23 protein-coding genes are annotated in these 25732 nt (G+C 68.9%); 10 read left to right on the forward strand and 13 right to left on the reverse strand.

Annotated elements, in window-relative coordinates; translation table 11 throughout:
- Positions 1-156: 156 nt before the first annotated feature.
- Positions 157-1848: an ABC-F family ATP-binding cassette domain-containing protein gene (locus AC1EJR_RS23285; protein WP_477113264.1), complete on the forward strand. Its 1692-nt coding sequence runs from the start codon at positions 157-159 to the stop codon at positions 1846-1848.
- A gap of 88 nt (positions 1849-1936) precedes the next feature.
- Here AC1EJR_RS23285 and AC1EJR_RS23290 read toward each other — a convergent pair whose 3' ends face one another.
- The 7 genes from AC1EJR_RS23290 to pcaH form a co-directional block, all read right to left on the reverse strand.
- Positions 1937-4624, reverse strand: a complete 2688-nt coding sequence (locus AC1EJR_RS23290) for a tannase/feruloyl esterase family alpha/beta hydrolase (RefSeq protein WP_477147617.1) — start codon at positions 4622-4624, stop codon at positions 1937-1939.
- A 131-nt stretch (positions 4625-4755) separates the two neighbouring features.
- The gene (locus AC1EJR_RS23295; RefSeq protein WP_441592543.1) at positions 4756-5310 is read right to left on the reverse strand and encodes a lipocalin family protein; all 555 of its coding nucleotides are present in this window, start codon (positions 5308-5310) and stop codon (positions 4756-4758) included.
- A 92-nt stretch (positions 5311-5402) separates the two neighbouring features.
- A complete protein-coding gene (gene pobA / locus AC1EJR_RS23300; protein WP_477113262.1) occupies positions 5403-6599 on the reverse strand; it encodes a 4-hydroxybenzoate 3-monooxygenase in 1197 nt (398 codons plus the stop codon).
- A 47-nt stretch (positions 6600-6646) separates the two neighbouring features.
- The gene (gene pcaDC, locus AC1EJR_RS23305) at positions 6647-7816 is read right to left on the reverse strand and encodes a bifunctional 3-oxoadipate enol-lactonase/4-carboxymuconolactone decarboxylase PcaDC (protein ID WP_441592541.1); all 1170 of its coding nucleotides are present in this window, start codon (positions 7814-7816) and stop codon (positions 6647-6649) included.
- Positions 7817-7840: 24 nt separating this feature from the next.
- Positions 7841-9217, reverse strand: a complete 1377-nt coding sequence (locus AC1EJR_RS23310) for a 3-carboxy-cis,cis-muconate cycloisomerase (protein WP_477147618.1) — start codon at positions 9215-9217, stop codon at positions 7841-7843.
- A 76-nt stretch (positions 9218-9293) separates the two neighbouring features.
- Positions 9294-9863, reverse strand: coding sequence for a protocatechuate 3,4-dioxygenase subunit alpha (gene pcaG / locus AC1EJR_RS23315; protein WP_092301458.1), 570 nt, complete (start codon positions 9861-9863; stop codon positions 9294-9296).
- Positions 9864-9867: 4 nt separating this feature from the next.
- Complete coding sequence (gene pcaH / locus AC1EJR_RS23320; RefSeq protein ID WP_092301461.1) at positions 9868-10572, reverse strand: protocatechuate 3,4-dioxygenase subunit beta; 705 nt, start codon at positions 10570-10572, stop codon at positions 9868-9870.
- Between the two features lie 101 nt (positions 10573-10673).
- Between pcaH and AC1EJR_RS23325 the strand changes: the two genes are divergently transcribed.
- The 5 genes from AC1EJR_RS23325 (at position 10674) to AC1EJR_RS23345 (ending at position 15427) form a co-directional block, all read left to right on the forward strand.
- Entirely contained in the window at positions 10674-11615 is a 942-nt protein-coding gene (locus AC1EJR_RS23325; RefSeq protein ID WP_092301464.1) for a LysR substrate-binding domain-containing protein, read from the forward strand.
- A gap of 83 nt (positions 11616-11698) precedes the next feature.
- Positions 11699-12004 (forward strand): HigA family addiction module antitoxin, encoded by a 306-nt coding sequence (locus tag AC1EJR_RS23330; RefSeq protein WP_255370996.1) that lies wholly within the window; start codon positions 11699-11701, stop codon positions 12002-12004.
- A gap of 56 nt (positions 12005-12060) precedes the next feature.
- Positions 12061-13896 carry an alpha,alpha-trehalase TreF gene (treF, locus tag AC1EJR_RS23335; RefSeq protein ID WP_477113260.1) on the forward strand — a complete coding sequence of 612 codons (1836 nt, stop codon included), beginning with the start codon at positions 12061-12063 and terminating at the stop codon, positions 13894-13896.
- Between the two features lie 485 nt (positions 13897-14381).
- Entirely contained in the window at positions 14382-14774 is a 393-nt protein-coding gene (locus tag AC1EJR_RS23340) for a cupin domain-containing protein (protein ID WP_255370997.1), read from the forward strand.
- Positions 14775-14797: 23 nt separating this feature from the next.
- Complete coding sequence (locus AC1EJR_RS23345; RefSeq protein WP_477140003.1) at positions 14798-15427, forward strand: MliC family protein; 630 nt, start codon at positions 14798-14800, stop codon at positions 15425-15427.
- Between the two features lie 31 nt (positions 15428-15458).
- Here the strand turns inward: AC1EJR_RS23345 and AC1EJR_RS23350 are convergent, their stop codons facing one another.
- Positions 15459-15869, reverse strand: a complete 411-nt coding sequence (locus AC1EJR_RS23350) for a hypothetical protein (protein WP_092301472.1) — start codon at positions 15867-15869, stop codon at positions 15459-15461.
- Positions 15870-16160: 291 nt separating this feature from the next.
- Here AC1EJR_RS23350 and AC1EJR_RS23355 point away from each other — a divergent pair, with 291 nt between their 5' ends.
- Complete coding sequence (locus AC1EJR_RS23355) at positions 16161-16499, forward strand: 2TM domain-containing protein (protein ID WP_092301475.1); 339 nt, start codon at positions 16161-16163, stop codon at positions 16497-16499.
- 15 nt (positions 16500-16514) lie between these two features.
- Here AC1EJR_RS23355 and AC1EJR_RS23360 read toward each other — a convergent pair whose 3' ends face one another.
- From AC1EJR_RS23360 to AC1EJR_RS23375, 4 genes are all read right to left on the reverse strand, one after another.
- On the reverse strand, positions 16515-17288 hold the full coding sequence (locus tag AC1EJR_RS23360; RefSeq protein ID WP_092301572.1) for a LytR/AlgR family response regulator transcription factor: 774 nt from the start codon (positions 17286-17288) through the stop codon (positions 16515-16517).
- A gap of 5 nt (positions 17289-17293) precedes the next feature.
- Complete coding sequence (locus AC1EJR_RS23365) at positions 17294-18205, reverse strand: sensor histidine kinase (RefSeq protein ID WP_477113258.1); 912 nt, start codon at positions 18203-18205, stop codon at positions 17294-17296.
- A 298-nt stretch (positions 18206-18503) separates the two neighbouring features.
- Positions 18504-19775 carry an NAD(P)/FAD-dependent oxidoreductase gene (locus AC1EJR_RS23370; protein WP_477113257.1) on the reverse strand — a complete coding sequence of 424 codons (1272 nt, stop codon included), beginning with the start codon at positions 19773-19775 and terminating at the stop codon, positions 18504-18506.
- Between the two features lie 124 nt (positions 19776-19899).
- Positions 19900-20826: a LysR family transcriptional regulator gene (locus AC1EJR_RS23375; protein ID WP_092301484.1), complete on the reverse strand. Its 927-nt coding sequence runs from the start codon at positions 20824-20826 to the stop codon at positions 19900-19902.
- A gap of 234 nt (positions 20827-21060) precedes the next feature.
- Between AC1EJR_RS23375 and AC1EJR_RS23380 the strand changes: the two genes are divergently transcribed.
- Positions 21061-22020: a Bug family tripartite tricarboxylate transporter substrate binding protein gene (locus tag AC1EJR_RS23380; protein WP_092301487.1), complete on the forward strand. Its 960-nt coding sequence runs from the start codon at positions 21061-21063 to the stop codon at positions 22018-22020.
- A gap of 31 nt (positions 22021-22051) precedes the next feature.
- Positions 22052-23575 (forward strand): amidase, encoded by a 1524-nt coding sequence (locus AC1EJR_RS23385; RefSeq protein ID WP_477113256.1) that lies wholly within the window; start codon positions 22052-22054, stop codon positions 23573-23575.
- Here AC1EJR_RS23385 and AC1EJR_RS23390 read toward each other — a convergent pair.
- Entirely contained in the window at positions 23517-24527 is a 1011-nt protein-coding gene (locus AC1EJR_RS23390; protein WP_441592534.1) for a LysR substrate-binding domain-containing protein, read from the reverse strand. The two genes, AC1EJR_RS23385 and AC1EJR_RS23390, sit on opposite strands and share 59 nt — an antisense overlap.
- A 142-nt stretch (positions 24528-24669) precedes the next feature.
- Between AC1EJR_RS23390 and AC1EJR_RS23395 the strand changes: the two genes are divergently transcribed.
- Positions 24670-25731, forward strand: coding sequence for a tripartite tricarboxylate transporter substrate binding protein (locus AC1EJR_RS23395; protein ID WP_454757644.1), 1062 nt, complete (start codon positions 24670-24672; stop codon positions 25729-25731).
- Position 25732 lies beyond the last annotated feature (1 nt).

The following is a 25732-nucleotide window of genomic DNA, read 5'->3' on the forward strand; positions in this document are numbered from 1 at the left end:
CTTCGTTGTGCTCGCGATTCGACCTACCGTGTGACGCAGTGTAGTCAGGGGGAGCCGGCGCCAGTAGTATCGTGAAGGCCCTCAGCATGTTGTCCTGGCGGCAACAATCGCCGGCCTTCGTGAGACACTCGGCTGTATCAACATTTGAATTCGACTATGGCGGATATCGAACGCGAAGCCCTTGGGGTATTAACGCTTGCGCCTCCCGTTGCTTCCGATGGMCTCCCACCGGACGCCACGGGTTTCTCCATCTCCGTGCGGCATGTCACGGTGACGTTGCCGGACGGCAGGACGCTCCTACACGATCTGAATGACACCTTCCAGCGCGAGCGTACCGGCTTGCTGGGCCGGAATGGCGCGGGCAAGAGTGTGCTGGCGAGGGTGTTGGTCGGTTTGTTCCAGCCGGAGACCGGGCAGGTCACGCGCCATGGCACGGTCGCCTACGTGCCGCAGGAAATCGTCCCCGCAAAAGGCGCGACGGTTGCCGATGTCGCCGGATTGACACCAATACTCGATGCGCTGGCGCGAATGGAAGGCGGTACGCCGCATCCCACCGACTTCGATTTACTCGATGGACGGTGGCATATCCGCGCCGATCTGGAGCAGGCGCTGGCGGACAGCGGACTGCCGCACCTGCACCCAAAAGGGCTGGCGGGATCGCTGAGCGGTGGCGAACTTACCCGCGTTGCACTGATCGGCGCCTTTCTATCCGACGCGGAAGGCCTGGTCCTCGACGAACCCACGAACCACCTGGATCACACCGCGCGCGAATGGCTGCGTGACAAGTTGCAGCGATGGACCGGCGGCCTGATTCTCGTCAGTCACGACCGGGAATTGCTGGACCTGATGGACCGCATCGTCGAACTGACACCGGGCGGGATGCGCAGTTACGGCGGCGATTACACGCTCTATCAGGCTCAGCGCAGCACCGAAGCGGCGGCGGCGCAGGCTTCGCTCGACCGCGCAAGGACGGATCGCGACGCCGCCGAGCGTGCGGCGCAGCGTCAACATGACGCGCAACAGCGCCGCACCGCACGTCAGACGAAAGGCGCAAAGGACGCGAATCTTCCGGGGATCGCCATGGGCCGCCGCAAGGATGGCGCAGAGGTATTTGCAGGCCGGCAGCGACTTCGCCAGCAGGACGTGCAGGTCAAGCTCGACGAGGCGGTTCAATTGGCAGCACGTCGAATCGAGCCCGACAAAGCTGTCGCACTTATCCTGCCAGCAACTGCCATTGCGGCTGGCAAACGCGTGATCCATCTGGAAGACGCCGTCGCGCCGTTTCCGGAAGACAGTGCGCCCCTTACGCTGACGCTGGCGGGACCCGTGCGCGTCGCCGTGACCGGTCCGAATGGCAGCGGCAAGACAACGTTGCTGAAGATGTTGGCGGGCACCATTGCCCCGGTCTCTGGCATTTGCCAGACCGGCGTGCGCAGCGCATGGCTCGATCAGCGAGCGACCAGCGTGTTGCCACCCCACCTGTCGGTTCTCGAACGCCTGCATGAACTGGAAACGCCGCTGCCGGACGGGGTATTGCGCAGCCATCTTTCGCTGCTGGGCTTGAACGCCGACCTTGTGAACCTGCCGTCCGGTGCGTTGAGCGGCGGTGAGCGACTCAAGGGTGCGCTGGCGTGCGTGCTGTGGAGCACCGAGCCCGCGCAACTGCTATTGCTGGACGAGCCGACCAATCACGTCGATCTGGAATCCATCCAGGCGGTAGAGCAGGCATTGGACGATTATCCCGGCGCCCTGGTCGTGGCCTCTCACGACACACGTTTCCTGCAGTCGCTTCGATTGACGCACCGGCTGGAGTCAGACGGAAGACATTGGAAGTTGATAGCAGAATGAATCGCGGGCGGGGGCCGGCGCTACCGCCCAAAAAGGAGCGCTAAAAGCGGGCCATCAAGGCCCGCCTTTTCGTCATCACCGCATCACTTCAATTCAGTAACCCCAGCTCGAACCGTCCCGCCGACGTACCGATCAGCAGGCCACCGTTCGACAGGTACGACGCCACCACCCCGCCCGAGGCGTCGAGCACGCCCGCCACCGGCTGGTTGTAGGTCAGCACGCCCGAGGCGCCGTCGCGCACGATGGCCGTGGCGTTGAGGTCGGCGCTGACCTGGCTGCMATCGGTGCCCATCAAGCGATACCGGCCATCGGCCGCGCCCGCCGTCAGCGGTGCCGTGGGCTGCGAGGCGTACACGTTCATCCCGTAGGCCGTGGCCGAGCGCGTGAGGACCAGCGGCACCGGCTTGCCGTTGACGATGCCGCTGATCAGCGACCCGCTCAGCACGCCGTCGCCGGCGGCGATGGTGCCGCCMACGAAGTAGTCGAACGCGTTGCGCGCCGGGTTCCAGACAATGTAGCCCTTGCTGGTGTTGGCGCAGGCCGCGTCATAGACCATGAAACCGCCCGCCGCCGTTGCCGAGCAGGTCTGCCACGTGGCTGCCGACGAGCGCAGCCGTGCCGAGCCGGTACGCAGTGTCACCGCGCCACCCGCCACCGCCGTCTGCACGCCATTGACGTTGTAGATGTCGGCCACCGCCTTGAAGTCCGACGACACGGTCTGGAAGGCCACCAGCGGCAGGAAGCCAGCGCCCGAGAGCGGCCTCACCCCGCCCGCCAGCACCCCGCCGCCGGTGAAGGTGAAGTTGGCGCCGTTCTCGTCGCTGGCATAAGTGCACCCGCCCTGCGAGACAAGCTGGCCGGTGCGCGTCACGCCGGCGGTCCGTTGCAGGCTGGCATCGATCGTCACGGTGTACTGGAGGGTGGCCGGGTCCACACGCACCGACAGTTCCTCGCCGTTGGTATTGCCGCCCTTCCACGTGGTGGCCACGGCCGGCAGGTTCAGGCAGGACTGCACGATGCCCGACGCGCCCTCGCAGGTGTAGTTGATGGACGCGTCCTGGCTGCCCGAGCCCTTGTACTTCGGCCACGCCGGGTACTGGCACAGCGGCCGCGTGCGGCCATAGGTGCCGGCGTTGGTGTCCATCACCGTCCGCTGGCCCGGCGCCACGCCAATCTCCACCCAGTTCTCGAGTGCGGTCAGGGAGTTCCACGCCGGCAGGAAGCTGCCCGTGCCATGGCCCATGCCCGGCACCGTGTAGAACGTGATGCCCTGGTCCACCGCCGCCTGCCCCACCCGCGCGATCACGGCCTTGTACCAGGCGATGGTCGAGTTGGGGCTGATGACCTCGTCGGCCAGCCCGTGCAGCAGGATCAGCCGGCCGCCCTTCGCCAGGAACGCGGACAGGTCCGGGTTGGTGGCATCGGTCAGCGCCGAGACGGTCTGCACGCGCGAGGTCCAGCTACCCGGGCTGGCGGGGTCGAAGGTCAGCGCGTCGAACGTGGCGGCGCGGGTGACGAAGTACTTCACCCACTGGTCGCCGGTCAGGTACATGTTCGAATCCGCCGTGGTGGCCGGATTGCCGGGCACCGGCCGCGTGCCGAGGTCACGCGTGGTGAACGGCCCCGCCACCAGCGCGCCTTCCAGGATGTTGTAGCCGCCGGCCACGGTCACGCCGTTGGCCAGCGGGTAGGTCAGCTGGAGCGGCTGCTCGATGATCTTGACGGTGGCAATCTGCGCGTCCGAGAGGCAGGTGTCGCCCGTGTCCGTGCCGCCGGGGCAGCGCAAATTGGCGAGTACCTGCATCGCGCCGAGGCGGCAGCCCTCGACATTGCTGACCACCTTGTCGGCCACGCCGTCCAGCGTGTCGCAGGCGGCCATGGCAGCGGCCTGCACCATCAGCGTCTTGTTGATGTTGAGCCAGCCGGCGCCGCCGTTCAGGTAGAGCGCGCGGCCCACGGCCACGTTGGAGAGGCGCGTGCCGGTGTAGTTGAGCGCCGGCTCGTTGGCGATGACGCCGTCGTAGTCGGCCGGCCAGCGCTGGATGTAGCTCAGCGCATCCCGCCCGCCCGTGGAGGTGCCGAGGAAGTACGCCCGCGTGGGCGCACGGCCATAGCGCTGGCGGATCATCGCCAGGGCCACGTCATGGGTTTTCTTGAGCGTGTCGCCACCATAGTTGGCGAGCTGCTCGTCGTTGGTGGCGAAGCGGCCATCGGTGATGCTGGTGCTCTGGTGGCCGGAATCATCGCCCCAGGTGGCGTAGCCGCGCGCCAGCGGCGCCGGGTCGTCCGGCAGCGCGAAGCGTACGGTCTCGGTGCCGTCGATCAGCGTGCCGTCGAACCCGCCGCCGCCGAACTGGATGCCCTTGCCGTTCCACTGCGTGGGCAGGTTCACCGCGAAGTTGATGTTGGACGCGGCAGCGTCCACGGGAGCGATGGTGCCGCGCACCTGGCAGTACTCGCCGAGCGTGTTGCCGGTGGCATCGGCGGCAACCAGCGTAGCCGCCTTGACCGTGGCGCCGCCCGAGGCCAGCGTCAGCGCCGAGGCCGGCAGGCTGGCGCCGTTCAGCGCGTTGCAGGCCTCCAGCGCGCTTAACGTCGGCTGGGCCGGCTGGGTCGGGATGTCGGGGTTGTCAGTGCCGGGGGCGCCGGTGCTGGGCGCCCCGCCCGACGCCGTCGGGGCGTCGTCGCCACCGCCGCACGCGGCCATCAATGCAGTGGCCGCACAGGCAGCCGCCAGCAGCGCCAGGCGCCGCCGGACGTTCGATCCGGATGTCATGTTGTGGTCTCCTCCAAGCGCATGCGGTGCTTGTGCCGCATGTTGGAGCGAGACGGTATCACCGGCTTGGTGCTACGTAAAATATATGTCGGATGGCGCATCCATACTTCATGAATATGGATGGATGGACGTCAGTCCTGCGGCGTAGCCTGGAGCCGGGTGATGTCGAAGCCCTTCGCCTCCAGCCGGCGCAGCAGCGCCTGATAGGCGCCGGAATCCACGGTGGGCGTGCGGGAAAGAATCCAGAGGTAGTCGCGGCCCGGCTCGCTGACGGCAGCAAGCGTGTAGCCGGGGTCGAGGTCGATCACCCAGTAGTCGCCCCAGACCCACGGCAGGAAGGACAGCCACGCCGGGGCGAATCGCACCTCCAGCTTCGGCGTGCCGGCCTCCCCCACCGGCCGAGCCACGCCGGTGGCGTCATCGCTCGTCCCATCCGCCTTGCGGCAGCGGTTCACCACATCGACGCGTCCATCGGACCGCGCCGCGTACTGCGCCGTGGTGTGGCCGGCGCACTGGCGCTGGAAGCGGTTCGGGTATTTGGCGATTTCGTACCACGTGCCCATGTAGCGGGCCACGTCGAGCGAGGCGATGGGCGCCAGCGGCGCGGCCGGCTCGGCGCGCGCCGGGACCAGCGCGGCAGTGGTGAGGGCAACGAGGGCAGCAAGCCCGAGCACGACACGCTTCATGGTGGACCTCCGAGGGGCGATAGCGCCATTGTCGCGTGCCATCGCCGCCCCCTGCTGTCCGCCGGCAGACGACTTGCGCCTCGGCAAGCGTCCTACGCCGGCAGCCCCACGTAGTTCTCGGCCAGCGCTCGGCAGGCAGCCTCGGAGCCGACCAGATAGTCGAGTTCGGCCTGCTGGATGCGATGCGCGAACGCATCGGCATCGGGGAAGCGGTGCAGCAGCGCGGTCATCCACCACGAGAACCGCTCCGCCTTCCACACGCGCCGCAGGCATTTCGCGGAATAGGCGTCGAGTTCGGCCGGATCGCCGTGCTGGTACTGGGCGATCAGCCCGTCGGCGAGGTACAGCACGTCGCTGGCGGCCAGGTTCAGCCCCTTGGCGCCGGTGGGCGGCACGATATGCGCGGCATCGCCCGCCAGGAACAGGCGCCCGAAGCGCATCGGCTCGCAGACGAAGCTGCGCAGCGGTGCGATGCTTTTCTCGATGCTCGGGCCGGTGACCAGCGCCTGCGCGGCGGCGGGGTCGAGCCGGGCGCGCAGTTCGTCCCAGAAGCGCGCATCGGACCAGTTCTCCGCGCGCTCCGTGGCCGGCACCTGCACGTAGTAGCGGCTGCGCGTCTTCGACCGCATGCTGCACAGCGCAAACCCGCGTTCGTGGCTGGCGTAGATCAGTTCGTCGGCCACCGGCGGCGTCTCGGACAGCACGCCGAGCCAGCCGAACGGATAGACCCGCTCGAAGATCCGTGTCGATGCCTCCGGCACGCTGGCCCGGCTCACGCCATGGAAGCCATCGCAGCCGGCCACATAGTCGCAGGCCAGTTCGTGCGCGCTGCCGGCGTGGCGGAAGGTCACGCGGGGCCGGTCCGTATCGAAATCGTGCAGGGAGACCTCGGTGGCCTCGTAGACGATGGGCATGCCAGACGCTGCGCGCGCCGCCATCAGGTCCCGCGTGACCTCGGTCTGGCCATACACCGTGACGTCGCGGCCAATCAGCGCGTGGAAGTCGATGCGGTGGCGCGCGCCCTGGTACGACAGCTCGATGCCATGGTGCCGCAGCCCCTCCGCGCGCAGCCGCTGGTCCACGCCGGCGCGCGTGAGCGCATCCACGGTCACCGATTCGAGGATGCCGGCGCGGATGCGCCCCAGCACGTGTTCGGCGCTGCGCTGCTCGATGATGACGTTGTCGATGCCGGCCACGGTAAGCAGTTGCCCGAGCAACAGCCCGGCCGGCCCTGCTCCGATGATCGCCACGCGCGTGGCGCGCGGCACGCCGTTGCCCTGCTGACCCATGGCCTGTCTCCCGATCCGTTTTTTTATGGTGTGCGGCTGACTACCAACTACCGGTCAAGCTCGGCGAAGACCTCCTCCGCCATGTGGAACGCCGAATTCGCCGCCGGCACGCCGCAATAGATCGCGGTCTGCAACAGCACTTCCTTGATCTCGTCGCGCGTGACGCCGTTGTTGGCGGCGGCGCGCAGATGGAGCTTCAACTCCTCCGAGCGATTCAGCGCCACCATCATCGCAATCGTGATCAGGCTGCGCGTATGGCGCGGCAGGCCCTCGCGCGTCCAGATCTCGCCCCAGGCATAGCGGGTAATCAGGTTCTGGAATTCCTCGGTCAGCGGCGAGATCCGTTGCAGCGAGCGGTCCACGTGGGCGCTGCCCAGCACGTCGCGCCGCACCGATAGCCCGGCCTCATAGCGCGCGGCGTCGTCGGTCACCGGGCGGCGGCCGAGGATGAAGTCGAGCAGCGCGGCAGTGAAGCGGCCCGGCTGCTCGCGGTTGGACAGGTGCGCGGCGTGCAGTTCGACATAGATCGCCCCGGGGATGGCGGCGGCGAGTTCGCGGCCCTGCGCCGCCGTGGTCGATGGATCGTCGCTGCCCGCAATCACCAGCACCGGCACGGGGATGGTCTTCACGGCCTCGCGCAGGTCCGCGTCGCGCACGGCGCCGCAGCTACCGGCGTAGCCACGCGGGTCGAGGCCAGCGAGCACCGCGCGCAGGTCATCGAGCGCATGGCCGGCGGTGGCGAGGAAGCCCGGCGTGAACCAGCGTTGCAGCGAGGCATCAGTCAGCGGCGCCATGCCGTCGCGCAGCACCATGTCGATGCGGCTGCTCCAGGCGTCTGCCGTGCCGATCTTGGCCGCCGTGTTGGCCAGCACGATGCGGCTGAAGCGCTCCGGCGCATGCGCGCCCAGCCACATGCCGGTAAGGCCGCCCATCGACAGGCCGCAGAACACGGCCTGCCCGATCTGCAGGGCGTCGAGGATGGCCACCACGTCGCGGCCCAGCACGTCCACCGTGATGGCGCCCTCGGGCGCTGTGGAGCGGCCGTGGCCGCGCACGTCGTAGCGCACCACGCGGAAGCGGCCCGCCAGCGCGGCGGCCTGCGGCTGCCACATCGTGTGATCGGTGCCCAGCGAGTTGGAAAAGACGATGGCGGGCGCGGTGTCCGGGCCATCGACGGTGTAGAACAGCCGGGCGCCGGCGTGGTCGAGATAGGGCAACGTGGTCTCCTTGTCGGTATAGGGTCAGGCGGCGCGCAGGGCCTGCCAGGCGGCCACGGCGGCATCGGCGAAGGCGGCGGACTGCCCGGCGTAGTGCGCCGGGTCGCTGAGGCGGTCCAGTTCGGCGTCATCCAACAGCGTGGCGTGCGCGGGATGGGCGGCGAGCGTGGCGGCCAGCGCCACGCGCAGCGTCTCGCCCTGCTCCCCCGCGCGGCGCGAGGCCGCTTCCACCACGTGGTGCGCCTCCAGCCGGCCAATGCGGCCGCCGAGGGCCAGCATCGCAGCCTCGCCCAGGATCAGGCCGTGTGTCAGGTCGAGATTGGCGCGCATGCGGGCGGCATCCACTTCCAGGCCCGCCGCCACGTCGCCCAGTTGGCGCAGCGCGCCGGCCGCGAGCGTGACGATTTGCGGCAGCGTGTCCCACTCGGCCTGCCAGCCGCCCAGCGCGCGCTCATGCTCCTGCACCATGCCGGCGAGCATCGTCGCCACCAGCGGCGGCACGCGCACGGCCACGGTCAGCACCGCCGCGCAGCCCACCGGGTTGCGCTTGTGCGGCATCGTGCTGGAGCCGCCCCGGCCCGGGCCCGATGGCTCGGCCACCTCGCCCACTTCGGTCTGCATCATCAGCGACAGATCGCGCGCCATCTTGCCGAGCGTGCCCGTGAGCATGCCCAGCGCCGTGGCCACTGCCACCAGCCGGTCACGATGCGCGTGCCACGGCAGCGCGGGCAGGTCCAGGCGCAGCTCGCGGGCGAACTGCGCGGCCACGGCGGGCGCCTTGTCGCCCAGGCTGGCCAGCGTGCCGGCGGCACCGCCGAATTGCAGCACGCGCGCCTGATCGGCGGACTGGCGCAGGCGGATCACGTCGCGGCGCAGCGCATCGAGCCAGCCGCCAGCCTTCAGGCCGAAGGTGGTGGGCAGCGCGTGCTGGAGCCAGGTGCGCGCCACCATCGGCGTGGTCCGGTGGGCGGTGGCCAGCGTCGCGCAGGCATCGCCCAGGCGCAGCAGGTCGTTGTCGATGGCCTGCAGGGCATCGGCCAGTTGCAGCATGGCGCCGGTGTCGATGATGTCCTGGCTGGTCGCGCCCCAATGGACGTAGCGGCCAGCCTCGGCATCGCGCCGCGCCACGGCGGCGGTCAACTGCTTTACGAACGGGATGGCGAGGTTGCCGGCGGCGACGGCGGACTGCGCGAGGGCATCAAGGTCGATCACGCCGACATCGGCACAGACTTCGGTGATGACGGCAGCAGCCTGCGCGGGAATCACGCCGCAGTGCGCCTCGGCGCGCGCGAGGGCCGCCTCGGCATCGAGCATGCGCCGCACGGTGCCGGTATCGGAAAAGATCGCGAGCACGGGGGGACTGCCGAACATCGGATCGGTCAGGCGGGAAATTGAGGGCATCGTCGGCGGGGGCGGACCGGTAGGAATGCTCCGATTGTGCGGCAAAACGCCTCGCGGAGGGCGAGGCGTGCCGGGGTCAGATATCGAAGAACACGGTTTCGTCCGCGCCCTGCAGCACCACGTTCCAGCGGTAGCTGCCGGGCGCCGTGGCGTCTGCAACCAGCGTGGCGCGGCGCGCGGGCGGCACCAGGCCGAGCACGCTGTCGGCGGCGTTGGCGGCGGCTTCATCGCCGAAGTACAGCCGCGTGGCCACGTGCTTGACCAGCCCGCGTGTGAACACGGACACCATGATGTGCGGCGCCTGCAGGTCACCGGCGAGATCCGGCACCGGGCCGGGCTTCACCGTGACGAAGCGGAAACCGCCATCCGGGCCGGTCGGCACGCGGCCGAAGCCGGTGAAGCCGGGCACCAGCGGTGCGTCGCCGGTGTCTTCCTCATGCCGATAGCGGCCGGCGGGGTTGGCCTGCCAGATCTCGACCATGCCGTCCGGCACGGGCTCGCCGCGGCCATCGATCACACGGCCCTCGATCACGATGCGCTGCCCGGCCAGGTCGGGGGCATCGGCGGTCAGGTCGGCGCAGTCCAGCGCGGCAAGGCCGATATGGAGGTACGGCCCAACGGTTTGGGAGGCGGTAGCGTAGAGCATGGCCTTACTCCATCGGCGTGGCATCGCGGCCACGCAGCACGATATCGAATTGGTAACCGAGCGCGTATTCGGGCGAGGTGGTCGCCCAGTCGAACGTGGCGATCAGGCGGTCGCGCGCCTTGGCATCGGGCACGCAGTTGAAGATCGGGTCGAACGCGAGCAGCGGGTCGCCGGGGAAATACATCTGCGTGACCAGGCGCGTGGCGTAGGCATTGCCGAACAGCGAAAAGTGAATGTGCTGCGGACGCCACGCGTTGTGATGATTGCGCCAAGGGTAGGCACCCGGCTTGATCGTCTTGAACTGGTAGCGGCCCTGCGCATCGGTCAGGGTGCGGCCATCGCCCGTGAAATTGGGGTCGAGCGGCGCGTCGTGCTGGTCGCGCTTGTGCACATAGCGGCCGGCGGCGTTGGCCTGCCAGATCTCGATCAGCGCGTGCGGCACCGGGCGGCCGTTCTCGTCGAGCACGCGGCCCGTCACGAGAATCCGCTCGCCGATCGGCTCGCCGCCATGGCCGGCGGTCAGGTCGTTGTCACCGTCACGGACGAATTCGGGGCCGAAAGTCGGGCCAGTCAGCTCGGAAATCGATTGCGGCAGCGCGATCAGCGGCTGGGACGGCGCGCGCAGTTGCGTGGACCCATAGGGGTCGAAGCGGTACGGGGGCTGGGTGTCCCAGTACGGGCGACGGTAGGGACCGGGGCGTGGGGGCATCGCGCTGTCTCCGTTTTGGTGTGTGGGGCGAGACTTAGACTGTAAGCACGGCCGGAAGTCATGTAAATTGAGTTTTTGCGTAATTTGGATGACTTTTAGTTATGGATGTATCGGATCCGTCGCCCGATCTGTTCCGCACCCGTATCCGGCTGCGGCACCTGCACTGCTTCGTCACCGTGGCGCAGACCCAGCACCTGGGCCGGGCCGGTGCGCGGCTGGGCCTGACCCAGCCGGCGGTGTCCAAGACGCTGACCGAACTCGAGGAACTGGTCGGCGCCCGGCTGCTGGTGCGCCAGCGCGCCGGCACGGACCTGACGGCGGCGGGCATGCGCTTCCTGCGCCATGCGCTGCGCATCATCGAGGACGTGGACGCGGCGGCGGACAGCCTGGCCGGCGCCGATGCCCCGCGCCACGAACGCATCCGGCTGGGCGCGCTGCCGAGCATCGTGCCGGCGCTGCTGCTCGACGCCGTCGCGCAATTCCGCACCGCGCACCCCGAGGTGGCGCTGGCCGTGCAGACCGGCATGAACCGCACGCTGATCGACCTGCTCAAGGCMGACGTGCTCGACCTCGTCATCGGCCGCATGGACGACCCCGCCGCGATGGAAGGCCTCTGGTTCGAATCGCTCGGCCCGGAGCCGCTGGTGCTGGCCGTGCGCGCGGGCCATCCGCTCGCCGACAACGCGCGCCCGACCATGCGCGAGGTGCTGGCGTGGCCGCTGGTGATTCCCGCCATCGGCTCGATCCCGCGCCACAGCACCGAGAGCCTGCTGGCACGCCACGGCCACACCCTGCCCGAAGGCTGCGTGGAAACCGCCGACGCCTACCTCGGCCGCCTGCTCACGCAGCAGAGCGACACCGTCTGGGCCGCCCCCCTCTCCGCCACCCGCCGCGCCGTCGCCGCCGGCGAAATGGTCCTCCTGCCCGTGGACACCCAAGGCACCGAAGAACCCATCGGCCTCCTCCGCCGCAGCGACCGGACACTGGAACCGGTGGCGGAGGCATTTGTGGCGGGGATTCGGGGGATTGCGGCGGGGCGGTGAGGGGGGCGTTGCAGGCGAGTTTGTCGCCGCTGGACAACGGACTGCATCAGGATTTGCACGCTTCGTAACAGATCCGCGCGCGTTTGGCCAAATGGGCGCGAAGGCGAACTGATTTAATCGAACATCGGGCCATCACTGAAAGACGCGAGACAACGCATGACTCGAATGGCTTCGCCCGCCATATCGGGGTGACGCGCGCCACGCTGTCGCGCATCGTGAATGGCCATGCGGCCATGACGCCTGATATCTCGATCCGGCTGGAAGAGGCACTGGGCGCGAGCCGAGAGATGTGGAGCGGCATGCAGACGACCTATGACCTGTGGCAGGCCGCGCAGAAGCCCCGCAAGCGCATTCCCCGCATTGCGGGTGCCGAGGGCCAGTCGGTTTGAACTTTGCCCAATCCCCCCGACTCTCACCGTGAAACAAACCCCTGGGAGGCATGGCAATGCGACTGCAAGGCAGGACGGCGGGAGACGGCGCCACGCCCGGGCAGGAGGCTCATGCCGAGCCCCACGCCGAGCCCCACGCCGTGCCGCACGTGGTGGCCCACACCCGCCCGGCGGCGGCCGATGCTGGCGCGCGGCAAGCCAGTTGCGCCGACACGCCTCGCCCCGCGCATTGCCACGCGCTGGCGCCATCGGTCACCCACCTCCCCTGCCCCGGTCCGCGCACGCTCCATGGCTGCGCGGCGGCCGATGCGGTGTCGCCGGCTGAGCGCTACGCCGAACTGTTCGTCGATGTGCAGGCCAGCGGCCTGTTCGCCGACAGCAAGACCTTTCCCGATTGCGTGCCGCTGGTGGCGCCGGAGGTCATCCTGGAGCGCTATCGCGCGCAACGCGAGTCGGCGGATTTCTCGCTCGCGGCATTCGTGCAGGCGCACTTCGCGCGCGAATCGATTCCGGACGAGCACTACGTCTCCAACCCCGACCATTCCCTGCGCGACCATATCGACGGCCTGTGGCCGGTGCTGACGCGCGAGCCCGCCGAGCATCCGTCGCTCTGCTCGCTGCTGCCGCTGCCGCGCCCCTACGTGGTGCCGGGCGGGCGCTTCCGCGAACTCTATTACTGGGATTCGTATTTCACGATGCTCGGGCTGGCGGCCAGCGGCCGGCATGACCTGCTGCGCGCGATGGCGGACAACTTCGCCTACCTGATCGACACCTACGGGCTGGTGCCCAACGGCACGCGCACGTATTACCTCACCCGCTCGCAGCCGCCCGTGTTCTCCCTGATGACGACGCTGTTCGAGGACCATGCCGTCGAAGCGGCGCACGCCTACCTGCCGCAGTTGAAGCTGGAATATGCGTTCTGGATGGACGGCGCGGCGCATCTGCAGCCCGGCGCGGCCCACCGGCGCGTGGTGCGGCTGCCTGACGGCGCGGTGCTGAACCGCTATTGGGACGACCGCGCCCATCCGCGTGAGGAGGCCTACCTCGAGGACGTGGAGACGGCGCGGCGCAGCGGCCGGCCCCACCATATCGTGTACCGCGACCTGCGTGCGGCGGCCGAGTCAGGCTGGGACTTCAGTTCGCGATGGTGCGATGGCCAGCCCGATGCGATCACCGGGTTTTCCCAGGCGCCGGCGAGCGACCTCGCCACCATCCGCACCACCTGCATCCTGCCCATCGACCTCAACGCCCTGCTCTGGCATGCCGAAATCCGCCTGGCCGCGCTGTGCAACGCCACCGGCGAACCCGATTCCGCCAGGCAATATGCGGAAGCTGCCGAGCGGCGGCGCCACGCCATCTTCGCCACCATGTGGGACGAGGACGCCGGCGCGTTCTTCGATTTCGACTGGCAGCGCGGCAAGCGGCGCGAACTGTTGACGGCGGCCACGCTGATGCCGCTCTACCTGCGGATGGCCACGCCCGCGCAGGCCGCGCGCGTGGCCGACGTGGTGGGCGCCCGGCTGCTCGAGGCAGGGGGCCTGGCTACGACCGAGCGGGACTCCGGCCAGCAGTGGGACCAGCCCAATGGCTGGGCGCCGTTGCAGTGGATCGCCATCCACGGGCTGCGGCGCTACGGCTGCGAGGCGCTGGCCGACGAGATCGCGCACCGCTGGCTCGCCACGGTGGGCAGCCTCTACACCCACGAGTACAAGCTAGTCGAGAAATATCGGCTGGAGCCGCGCATGGACGGCGCAGAGGGCGGCGGCGGCGGCGAATATCCGCTACAGGACGGCTTCGGCTGGACCAACGGCGTGGTAAGCGCGCTGCTCATGGAATACCCCCACCATCCCGCAACGCACAGCGCGGCCGGCCGGCGCGACGCCAACGGGTAACCGCGCCCATCACCCTAACGAGTGATGCCACGCGTGCAGCGGGGCTGGCGGCGCCTTTCGGTGCGCATCATGGAATTTCGTTCTTTTGTTCAGAATCTCGCAGTGCAGCAGCCGAATTTGCGAGCTTTGTCCTCGTTTCCCGCAATAACTCAGCTGAGTTATTGGCGGGCGTAGCAGCGCAGGTCACACTTGCCCCAGGGTCACTCGACACGACCCCAAACGACTTGGCAACTCTTACTACCCCGACGATCCCGCGCGTCGGGGTATTTCTTTGTGGGACCGCTTTTTTGTGCGCGCAGGTTTTGCCACGCGCCCCCCCCCCACACGCCGACCTTTCTTGCGCTACATCAGCATCACGGCCCGACCAAGCCGTGATGCCCCAAGCGCACATCCGTGACGGTGCGGTGGCCCACCCCGCGAAGCCGACCGGGCGGGCTACACTGGCGGCTGCCATTTGTTGAGCATTCATTCCGTCCAGTACAGCCGTGTCCAAACCCCTTTCTACCCTTCCTACCCTACCCGCCCTGACCGATTTCCGCGCCGACCCCGCGCCCACGCACGACCGGCCTAGGCCGGATCGCCTTGTCGAGGGCAACCCGGATCGCACCACGTGGACACACTACAGCGCCGCGGCGGGCGATTTCGATTGCGGGATCTGGGCGTGCGAGCCCGGTGCATGGCGCATTGCGTTTCCGGCTGGCAAGGAGGAGTTTTTCCACGTCATCAGCGGCCGGCTGCGGATCACCGACCATGCCGGCGTGACGCGCGAGTTCGGGCCCGGGGATGCCTGCGTGATCCCGGCTGGTTTCGAAGGGGTATTTGAAGTGATCGAGCCCGTGCGCAAGCACTTCGTCGTCCTGGAACGCAACGCGGGCTGACCACGCCCGGAGGAGGTCTGGCCATGCTTCCACGCCGTATCCTGCTGGGTGCCGTGCTCGGCGTGCTGACAGGCGCGGGGCACGCCGCCAGCCCCAGCTTCGACTGCAAGCGGGCCGAAGGCCAGATCGAGCAGATGATCTGCAAGGACGATACGCTGGCGAAGCTCGACAAGGAAACGACGCGCCTGTACGGGCTGGCGCTCGACGCGCGCTCCATGAGCACGAGCCGCAAGAAGACGTTGCTGGCCGAGCAGCGCGGCTGGATCAAGGGCCGCAACGACTGCTGGAAGGCGAGCGACGCACGCGCGTGCACCACCGCCGAATACATCGACCGGATTCACTTGCTGCGGCAGAACTTCGCCGGCCCGCGCACGCAGGACGCCAAGGGCATCACCCGGGGGCCGTTCTCGGTGCGCTGCCCCGGCGCCGACGCGCTGATCCTGGCCACCTTCGTGCAGACCGAACCCGGCTACGCCTACCTGACCTGGCTGGACAAGAAGCTGCTGTTGTCGCAGACGCGCGCGGCGTCGGGTGCCCGCTATGCGGCCACGACCGACGCCGGCGAGGCGATGTTCTGGGACAAGGGCCCCGAGGCGCAGCTTGAGCTACCGGGCAAGCCGGCGATGGCCTGCCGCGTGGAGGCCCCGGAGTAAGCCCCTAAGACAAGGCCCGGGGAGACCCGAGTCAGTGCGCGCGATGGGCATCGACGTCCAGCGCCGCCTCGGCGGCATCGCCGGTCTTGCCCTTGTAGTACAGGTGCACGCCGATGGCCAGCGAGTCATGGCGAATCTCGTGCATGGCGCGCCAGGCTTCGGTCGGGTCCTTGAAGACGAGGTAGTGCGCTTCCTGATCCACCAGCTCCGCCACGCGGTGCAGGCCGTGGCCGTGCAGCGCGTTGACCAGGTGGCCGAGGCTGCGGTGCGTGCGCGCATCGGTGCGCGGATAGAGCATGTGCAGCACCGCCACTTGCTGCGAAGCCATCAGCGCGGAGAACGCGACAACGATGTCCTGGTGTTGAATGGCAGTGACCGAGTCCCCCACGGCCGCGCCGGTTTCGCGTTGGGCGGGCAGAATGGCTTCGAGCGTCAGGTTCATGGCGGTACCTCCTTGTTGTAACCGAAAGAACTGTCCCACGAAGATTAGGTGGTGATTGCTGCAATGCAATGGACGGGATGGGCAACAGACTGTTCCAGCTAATGTGTCTAATCGCTGCGATAGTCGCGCGTTAACCCGCCATAAGCTTTCAATTCCCTTGCAACGCGCCCTGTCGTTGACGCCCCGTTCCGGTCATTCGCGAAGCGGATCCGTCGATTCGGCGCCTCGCCCTGGCATCCCACCCGCCGGCGGCGTAATTTGTCCTCATCCACCCTATCGATGAGGTTCCCGATGCGACACGACGCGATGCACCGCCCGACCCACCCCGCCGACGAGAACGCCATGGCGTACTGGCGCGCCCACCGCATGGTCCGGGCGCTGCGCGGCTGGTATCTGCACCTGCTGATCTACCTCGCCGTGAACGGATGGCTCTGGTTCCGCTTCCTGTTCATGCCGTCGCCCAGCTGGGCGCACCGCTCGCTTGAGGCCGGCTGGCCGTGGCCGCTCACCACCACGCTGGCCTGGGGGCTGGGGCTGACGATCCATGGCCTGCTGGTCTGGTGGCGCGTCTCGCAACGTGGGCGCGACTGGGAGTCCCGCAAGATCGACCAGTTCATGAACCGCGACTAAACCTCCCCTCGCCCGCTACATCTGGCGGAAGCGGTGCACGTAGGCGCGCGAGACCGGCAGTTCGGTCTCGCTTTTGGTTTCCCGATTCTGGAGGCGCACGAACAGCCGCCCGCTGTCATCCCGCCGCGTGCCGGCCACGTATTCCATATTGACGATGGTCGAGCGATGCACCTGCCAGAAGGTGTCCGGGTCGAGTCCTTCCATCAGCTCGGCCAGCGGCGTACGGATCAGGTGCTCGCCGTCGCGCGTATGCACCACCACGTATTTGTCGTCGGCCTGGAAGTACAGCACGTCCTGGATCGGCACGTGGCTGGTGGTGTTGCCCCGGCTCGCCCGCACCCAGCGCAGCGGCGCCGCGCCGGCCTCCGGGCGGGCCGGGCCGCGCGTGAGCTGGCTCAGCAACTGCGCCAGCTCCGGCAGCGGCGCCGCCTCCTGGAAGGCCTTGCGCAGCCGCTCCACGGACCGCGCCAAACGTTCGTCCGTCACCGGCTTGACGAGGTAGTCCACAGCCTCGCGCTCGAAGGCGTCCAGCGCGTACTGGTCGAAGGCGGTGACGAAGACCACCCGCGTATCGGTCTCGATGCCCTGCGCCACCTCCAGCCCGGACAGCCCTGGCATCTTGATATCGAGAAAGGCCACCGCCGGCGCCAGTTGTGCGATGGCCTGCGCGGCCTCCACGCCATTGGCCGCCTCCCCCACGATGCGCAACTCGGGCCACAGCCGCTCCAGCTTGCCGCGCAGATGCGTGCGCAGGTGCTCCTCGTCATCGGCAATCAAGGCGGTGGGCATCCGAGTCATGGGGTCTCTCCGTTGCGGAAGGGGGCGGACAGCGGAATGTCGATGTGGACGGCCGTGCCGGGCGAGCGCTCCTCGATGCGCACCTGTGCCTCGCCGTCGTAGAGCACGGCCAGCCGGTCGCGCAGGTTGGACAGCCCCACGCCGGCGCTGGCCGATGGGCGGAAGCCCATGCCGTCATCCTCGATCGAAGCCAGCATGCGCTCGCCGCGCCGCGTCAGCCGCACGGTCAGGTGCCCGCCCTCGATCTTCGGTTCCAGCCCGTGCCGGATCGCGTTCTCCACCACCGGCTGCAGCAGCATCGGCGCCAACGGCACCTCGTTCAGCGCCGGGTCCACGTCGATCCGGTACTGGAGCCGCTCGCCCATGCGGATCTTGATCAGGGCGAGGTAGTCGCGCAGCAGCGTGGCCTCCTGCGCCACCGTGCCCTGCGTAGCCCGGCTCGCGGCCAGCGACGCACGCAGGTAGGCGATGAAGTGTTCGAGCATCAGCGTGGCCTTGCGCGGCGCCGGCTCGATCAGGCTCACCACGTTGGCCAACGTGTTGAACAGGAAATGCGGCTCGATCTGGGCCTGCAGCAGCCGCATCTGCGCCTCCACCAGCTGCTTCTCGGTGGAGATCGTGCGCACCTGCTCGCGCGCCATGTACTCGGCGATCTTGCGCTCCTCCCAGCGGCGCCCGAGCAGGCCCACGCGGCTCCAGACCAGCGCGCCATGGGCGGTCAGCCCCAGGCCCCAGCCCAGCAGCGGCGCGCCGGACCAGGGCCGGTGCGAGGCGCCGAACACGTTCCAGAGCACGAGGATGGTGTTGACCACCACGTAGAGCGTCAGGTGGATATAGAAGCCGCGCAGCGCGCGCACGTTGCGGCGGGCTTCCTCATAGGCGCGTTGGTCGGCGGCGGACCGCCACATCTGCGGATCGGAATGGCGCACGGTGGGGGGCTTTGTGGCGGATCGGGAACGCTGGGAGGTTACCACCGGCGCCACCCGGCGCAACAGCCCCACGCGGCGAACCGACGGCGGCGCGGCGTCAGCCGCAATCTGCCGGCGCCAGTGAAGGGAAGCGCCGGCCCTCTCCCCCGACCCCTCTCCCGCAAGCGGGCGAGGGGAGCAAACCGTCGGCACTTGGAAATCTCGCCGTTTTCGCCCCTCTCCCTCCGGGAGAGGGGCCGGGGGAGAGGGTCGGCGTCTCGGACGAAGTCCGGCCCGCTCAATCTCCAAACCGACGCGGATCGTACGGTGCGGCGTCGACATACGTCGCGTCCCCGTCGAACAGCTCGGCCAGCAGCCGGGCGGTGGCCGGCCCAAGCGTCAGCCCCTGATGGCCATGCCCGAAATGGAACCAGAGGCCGGGATGGCGCGGCGCGCGGCCCACCACGGGCAGCATGTCCGCGACGCACGGGCGGGCACCCATCCACGGCTGCGCCTCCACGGGGGCGCCCAGCCGCACCATCTGCGCGGCGATCTGCTCGGCCCGGCCGGACTGGACCGGCGTGGGCGGTGCGTCGCGATGGGCGAACTCCGCGCCCGTGGTCACGCGCAGGCCCTGCCGCATCGGCACCAGCAGCACGCCGTTCTCGGCGTCCAGCACCGGCTTGGACGGCATCGCCTCGGTCGCATAGTGGCGGTGATAGCCGCGTTTTACGAATAGCGGCAGCCGATAGCCCAGCCGCGTGGTCAGATCCGCCGCCCACGGCCCCAGCGCGATTACGGCCTGCGCCGCCTCGACCTTGCCGTCCTCCGTAGACACCTGCCAGCCCGAACCGCTGGCGCGCAGCGTGGCGGCGTCGCCATGGCAGAAGGTGCCGCCCTGCCGCTCGAACAGCGCGGCATAGCGGGCGACCAGTTCGCCGGGATCGCTCACGGTCCATGGGTCGCGCCAGTGGATGGCGCCGGCCAGCACGTCGCGCAGGGCCGGTTCGGCCTGCTGCAGCGCCGGGCGGTCCAGCAGGGCGTGATCGAGCGCATGGTCGGCGGCCACGGCCGTGGCGTCGCGGGCGGCGGCGTCGAACTCGGCTTCGCTGCGGTAGGCCTCCAGCCAGCCATCGTGGCGGACGAGGTCCTGCGCCCCGGCGCGGGCAATCCACGGCGCGTGCTCATCGAGGCAATGGCGGATCAGCGCGCTGTAGGCCGCCACCGTGCCGGCATAGCGCGCGGGCGCCGAGGCATGCCAGTAGCGGGCCAGCGCCGGCACCAGTGCCGGCAGCGCGCGCAGGTGGTAGTGCACGTCGTTGCCCTGCCCCGTGGCCACGCGCAGCAGCGCCTGCCAGTCGCGGGGGAAGGCGTAGGGCCGCACCGCCTCGCGCTGGAGGATGCCGCAATTGCCGTAGGAGGTGGCCCGGCCCGGCGCCTGCCGATCGACCAGACAGACCGCGTGGCCGCGCTGCTGCAAGGCCAGCGCGGTGGAGACGCCCACGATGCCGGCGCCCAGGACGATGACTGCGGAGGAGGAAGGGTTACCGGGCGCGGACGAATCGGTCATATCGAGAGGTATCTATATAGAGGGGGGGCGGTGTCAGCCACGATTCTGCCAAGGCAGGCCGGGCGGCGGTGCATCCATGATGTGCAATGAATCGAAGACTTGATTGCCGGTTTGGCAATCCATGTCAATCATGGAGATCCCCCATGCCGGTCAGCGAATCAGTCAATTGCTGGAGGAAGGCCCGGGCGGCCTCGGGCAGGTTGCGCTTGGCCAGCGTCTGGATCTCGATATAGCGCTCGTTCATCTCGCGGTCGCGCAGTGGCACGGCGGCGATCAGCCCGGCGGCCAGCCGGCTGCGCACGGACACCTCGCCATAGAACGTGATCGCGCCCCCGCCTGCCGCCGCGAACGACACCAGTGAATCAAGGTAATTGCTGGAAAAGATGGTTTCGTAGTTCAGGCCCTGCCGGCTGCAACTGGTGTCCAGCAACTGGCGCAGCGAGCTGTCCGCGGGCGCCAGCGCCAGCGGGTAGGCCACCACCTGCGAGAGCGAGATCTGGCGCTGGCTGGCCAGCGGATGGTCGGGCGCCATGATGGCCAGCACCGGCGCCGGATGGCGCAGCTCCACCTCGATGCTCGGCTCGGGCAGCCCGCTCAGGGTCACGCCGATATCGGCCTCACCGTCGCGAATGCGGCGCGCCACGTCAGCCTGCGGGCAGACCTCGAGATCGAAGCGGATGCCGGTGTGCTGGGCGCGGAACGCCGCCGCGAGCGAGGGCAGGAACTCGTGCGCCAGCCCCGCCACGCTGGCCAGTCGCACCCGGCCGGCGCGCAGGCCGCGCAGGGCCTGGATGTCGCCGGTCACCCGCTCGATGTCCTGTTGCGTGCGCTTGGCGTAGGCGGCCAGCAATTCGCCCGCCGCATTGGGCACCAGCCCGCGTGCGCGGCGGTCGAACAACAGGGTGTCCAGTTCGGCCTCCAGCCGCGCCACCTGCCGGCTCACGGCGGAGGGCGCCACGTTCAGCTTCAGCGCGGCGTCCTTGACCGACCCCGTCCGCACCACTTCCAGGAAGTAGCGGACGGCGGTTTCCTGCAGGGTGCGATACGACATGGAATCTCCGGGATGACACGTGACATCAACGTCGCCAGTCTAGCGAAGATTGCCGATATGGCAATCGAATATTCGAAAGATTGCGCACACCGCAAGCATGGACCGGCTTACGATGAGATCCAACGAAGCCTGTGACGTGTCCTTTCTCTCTACTGCCGGAGCCTGTTCATGCTTTTCCCCGCCCCCCGTCTTTCGAATCGATTTTCGCGTGGCCGTCGCCTGACGCTGGCCCCCATGGCCGGCGCCCTCGCGCTCGGCCTGGCCAGCGTGGCCGGCACCGCCGCCGCGCAGGGCGGATATCCGACCAAGCCGATCCAACTCGTGATTCCGTTCCCGCCGGGCGGATCCACTGACGTGATCGGCCGCATCGTCGGCCAGAAGCTCGGTGAACGGCTCGGCCAGACCGTGGTGGTGGACAACCGACCCGGCGCAGGCACCATCGTTGGCGCCAGTTTCGTGGCGAAGGCGGCACCTGACGGCTACACGCTGCTGGTTACCTCCGGCACCACCTTCACGGTCAACCCGGCCATCCACGCCAAGCTGCCGTACGACCCGATCAAGAGCTTCGACCCCGTGGCCCAGGTGGGCGTGACCGGGCTGATCCTGCTGGCCAACCGCGACACGCCGGCCAACAACCTCAAGGAATACGTGGCGATGGTCAAACCCTCGCCGGGCAAGTATTCCTATGGCTCGTTCGGCGCCGGCACCACGGCGCACTTCGCGGGCGAGGCGCTGCAAACCCTCACGGGCACCAAGATGCTCCACGTGCCATACAAGGGCAGCGCGCCGGCCATGACCGACCTGATCGGCGGCCAGATCCCGTTCAGCATGGACACCGTCACCGCCGCCATCCCGCAGGTGAAGGCCGGCAAGGTCAAGGCGATTGCCGTGACCACGGCCAAGCGCTCGGCCCTGCTGCCGGACGTGCCCACGGTGGCCGAGAGCGGCTACCCCGGCATGGACGCCGCCACGTGGCTCGTCATCGTCGCCCCGGCCGGCGTGCCCGCCGAGGTGAAGGCCAAGCTGGAGAAGACGCTCGGCGAAGTGGTGGCGGACCCCGCCACGCGCCAGAAGCTGATCGACAACGGCTTCGAGCCGACCTACGCCACCGGCGCGCAGGTGGCCGCGAAGATCGTCAAGGAAACGCCCCAGATGCGCGCCATCGCGCGCGCCGCCAATATCCAGGCCGAGTAACCCAACCCTGACGCCTGGCTCCGGAGACAGCATGCCCCTGCAAGACAGCCTGCCGACCTTGTCGGCAGTGGAACTGCGCCGCCTGATCGGCAACAAGGAAATCTCGCCCGTCGCACTGCTCGATGCCTGCATCGCGCGGATCGAGGCCTACAACCCGAAGATCAACGCGATTACGGCCACGGACTTCGAGCGCGCCCGCGAGCAGGCGCGCGAAGCCGAACGCGCCGTGATGCGCGGCGAGCCGCTCGGCCTGCTGCACGGCCTGCCGCTCGGCGTGAAGGATCTGGAGGCCACCGCTGGCCTGCTGACCACCTTCGGCTCGCCGCTGTATCGCGGCAATGTGCCGGCGCAGGACAACGTGCTGGTGGCCCGCCTGCGCGCCGCCGGCGCCATCGTCACGGCGAAGACCAACGTGCCCGAGATGGGCGCCGGCGCCAATTCGCGCAACGTGGTCTGGGGCGCCACCGGCAATCCGTTCAATCCGAATCTCAATGCCGGCGGGTCCTCGGGCGGCTCGGCCGCCGCGCTGGCGGCGGACTTCCTGCCGGTCTGCACCGGCTCGGACACGGGCGGCTCGCTGCGCATTCCGGCCGCCAAGTGCGGCGTGGTGGGCTTCCGGCCTTCGCCGGGGCTGGTGCCGAGTTCGCGCAAGCTGCTGGGCTGGACGCCGATCTCGGTGGTCGGCCCGATGGGCCGCACGGTGGCCGATGCCTGCCTGCAGTTGGCCGCCTCGGCCGGAATGTCGGTGACGGACCCGCTGAGTTACGAGAGCGATCCGCTTGGTTTTCTGGTGCCGGCCAACGTCGACCTGGGCTCGCTGCGCGTGGGCTACACCGACGACTTCGGCTGCTGCGATGTGGATGACGACATCCGCCAGACCTTCCGCGCCAAGATCGCCGCGATGAAGCACCTGTTCCGCACCTGCGAGCCGGTGGCGTTCGATCTGGGCGATGTACACCGTTGCTTCGACGTGCTGCGCGCCGAGAGCTTCGTGGCCGGCATGCACGACGCCTACACGCGCGATCCGTCGAGCCTGGGGCCGAATACCCGTGCGAATTACGAGATGGGCGCGCGCATGTCGCTGGTGGACAGCGCGTGGGCACAGGCCGAGCAGACGCGCATTTTGCAGCGCTTCCAGGCCGCGTATCGGGACTATGACGTGATCCTGTCGCCGACCACGCCGGTCTCCCCGTTCCCGTGGACGCGCCTCTACGCCGACACCGTGGGCGGCCAGCCGCAGGCCAACTACTACCGCTGGCTGGCGCTGACCTATGTGGTCACGCTGACCACGCATCCGTCGATCGCGCTGCCCTGCGGCACCGACCTCGCCGGCATGCCGTTCGGGCTTCAGGTGACGGGTGGCTTCCGCGCGGACCGGCAGACGCTGGGCGTGGCGCAGGCGATGGAAACCGCCTTCGCCACCTCGCCCGCCCTGCGCCGCCCGGTGCCGGACCTGGCCGCGCTGGCCGCGCCCGAACCGGCGCTGCGCTCCATCGTTACCGATCCGCCGTTGTCCGGCGCGACGGAGCCGGCGCGGGACGTTTCGGCGGTTTGATCGACGATTGACCAGACGATTGGATCGACGCTGCCTCCGCCCGGAGGCAGTCGATCAACTGCTCCGCGCTCGGGGCCTGCCGGCGCTCGCGCAGCCGGATCAGGCCCACGGGCGGCAACGCCACCTCCACGTCCAGCGGCAGCACATGGAAGCGCCCTTCCGCCTCCAGCTGCTGCCCCACCGACCTCGCCACGAACCCTGCCGCGCCGCGCTGGGCGACGAAGGTCGTCACGGCCAGATAGGATGACGATTCCATCACATCGGCAGGCGGCTGCTGGCCGTGCCGGAAAAAGGTCTGTTCGATCTTCACGCGCAGCGACGCCCACGGCGGCGGCAGCACGCAGGGCATGGCCGCGAGGTCGGCCCAGTCCGGCCGGGCCTTGCCGGCGAGCGGATGACCGGCGCCGACGATAGCCACCATCGGCTCGTCATAGAGCGGCTCGGTCACCAGATCCGGCGCCGCGTAGGCGGGCTCCAGCCGCCCCACGATCACATCCAGTTCGCTCAGGCGCAGGCGCGGCAGCAGGTGCGTCAGGTCGCCCTCCTCCACCAGCACCGTGGCGCGCGGGGACTGCGTCTTGAGCCGCGTGACGGCGCGCGCCAGCAGCACCGGCAGCGCCGCGCCCATCGACCCCACCCGCACCCGGCCGGCGGCGCCGCTGGCCACGGACTCGATCTCGTCGCGCGTGACCTCGTACTGCGCCAGCACCGAACGCGCGAAGCGCACCAGCGATTCCCCCGCCGGCGTGGGCTCCGTGCCGCGCGTGGAGCGCGTGAAGAGCGTCATGCCCAGCATCTTCTCCACCTCGGCCAGCACCTTGGACACCGCCGGCTGGCTCACGGCCAGGAACTCGGCCGTGCGGCCCAGATGGCGGAATTCGTCCAGCGCCACCAGCAGTTGCAGGTGGCGCAGCTTGATATTGGAGCGCAGCGCGCGGTCGATATGGGCCATCCGGGCAGTCTATCTAACCTTAAGGTTATGAAGCAATGCCATTTCTTGATTGGATTGTTATGACTGACATGCCCACAATGAGGGCATGGCGATGGCAAAGCACCATCGCCCAGAACGCAAACACAAAAGAGACGGAGACAACATGCCACACGGTATCCCCACCGCTTCCCTCATCGCTTCCCCTTCAGAACTGCCGACCAGTCTCGCCCGCCGCCGGCTGTTGCTGGGCGGTGCGGCCAGCGCCGTGGCGGCTGCCACCGGCACCGCCGGGCTGATCCTGCCGAGCGGCGCCCGCGCCGCGGCGGCCTACCCCGAGCGCCCGATCAAGTTCATCTGCCCGTGGCCCGTGGGCGGCACGGCGGACCAGTCGATGCGCGCGCTGTGCCAGGTGGCGGCCGGCCTGCTCGGCCAGTCGGTGGTGGTGGAAAACCAGGCCGGCGCGTCCGGCATGATCGGCACCAAGGCGCTGGCGCGCGCCAACCCGGACGGCTACACCATCGGCCAGATCCCGATCTCCGTCACGCGCTTCTCCCAGCTTGGCATGCTGCAACTGGACCCGCGCACCGAGCTGACCTATCTGGCGCGCACCTCCGGCCAGACCTTCGGCATCGCCGTGCCGGCCAATTCCCGCTTCCACACGCTGCAGGACGTGATTGCCGCCGCCAAGGCGGACCCGGGCAAGCTGACCTATGCGCACGCCGGCATCGGCGGCGCCACGCACGTGGGCATGGAGCAGTTTGCGATGGCGGCCGGCGTCAAGTTCAACGCCATCGCCTACAAGGGCGGCTCGCAGGCGCTGCAGGACGTGCTGGCCGGTCAGGTGGACCTGCTGGCGGACTCCAGCTCGTGGGCACCGCATGTGGAGGCCGGCAAGCTGCGCCTGCTGGCCACCTGGGGCGAGCAGCGCACGCCGCGCTTCGCCAGCACGCCCACGCTCAAGGAGCTGGGCTACAACGTGGTGGTGGAGGCCCCCAACGGCATCGGCGCGCCCAAGGGCCTGCCGCCGGCTGTCGAGAAGAAGCTGCGCGAGGCCTTCCGCGCCGCCGTGGCCAGCAACGAGTTCAAGGCCGTGGCCGCCCGCATCGACGCGCCCGTGATGTACCTCGACGGACCGGACTACAAGAAGTACGTGTCCACGGTCTACGACCAGGAAACCCAGTTGATCCAGCGCCTGAAACTGAAGGAAATGCTTCAGCAGAGCTGAC

This window comes from Cupriavidus sp. 05T42 (genome assembly GCF_056396345.1).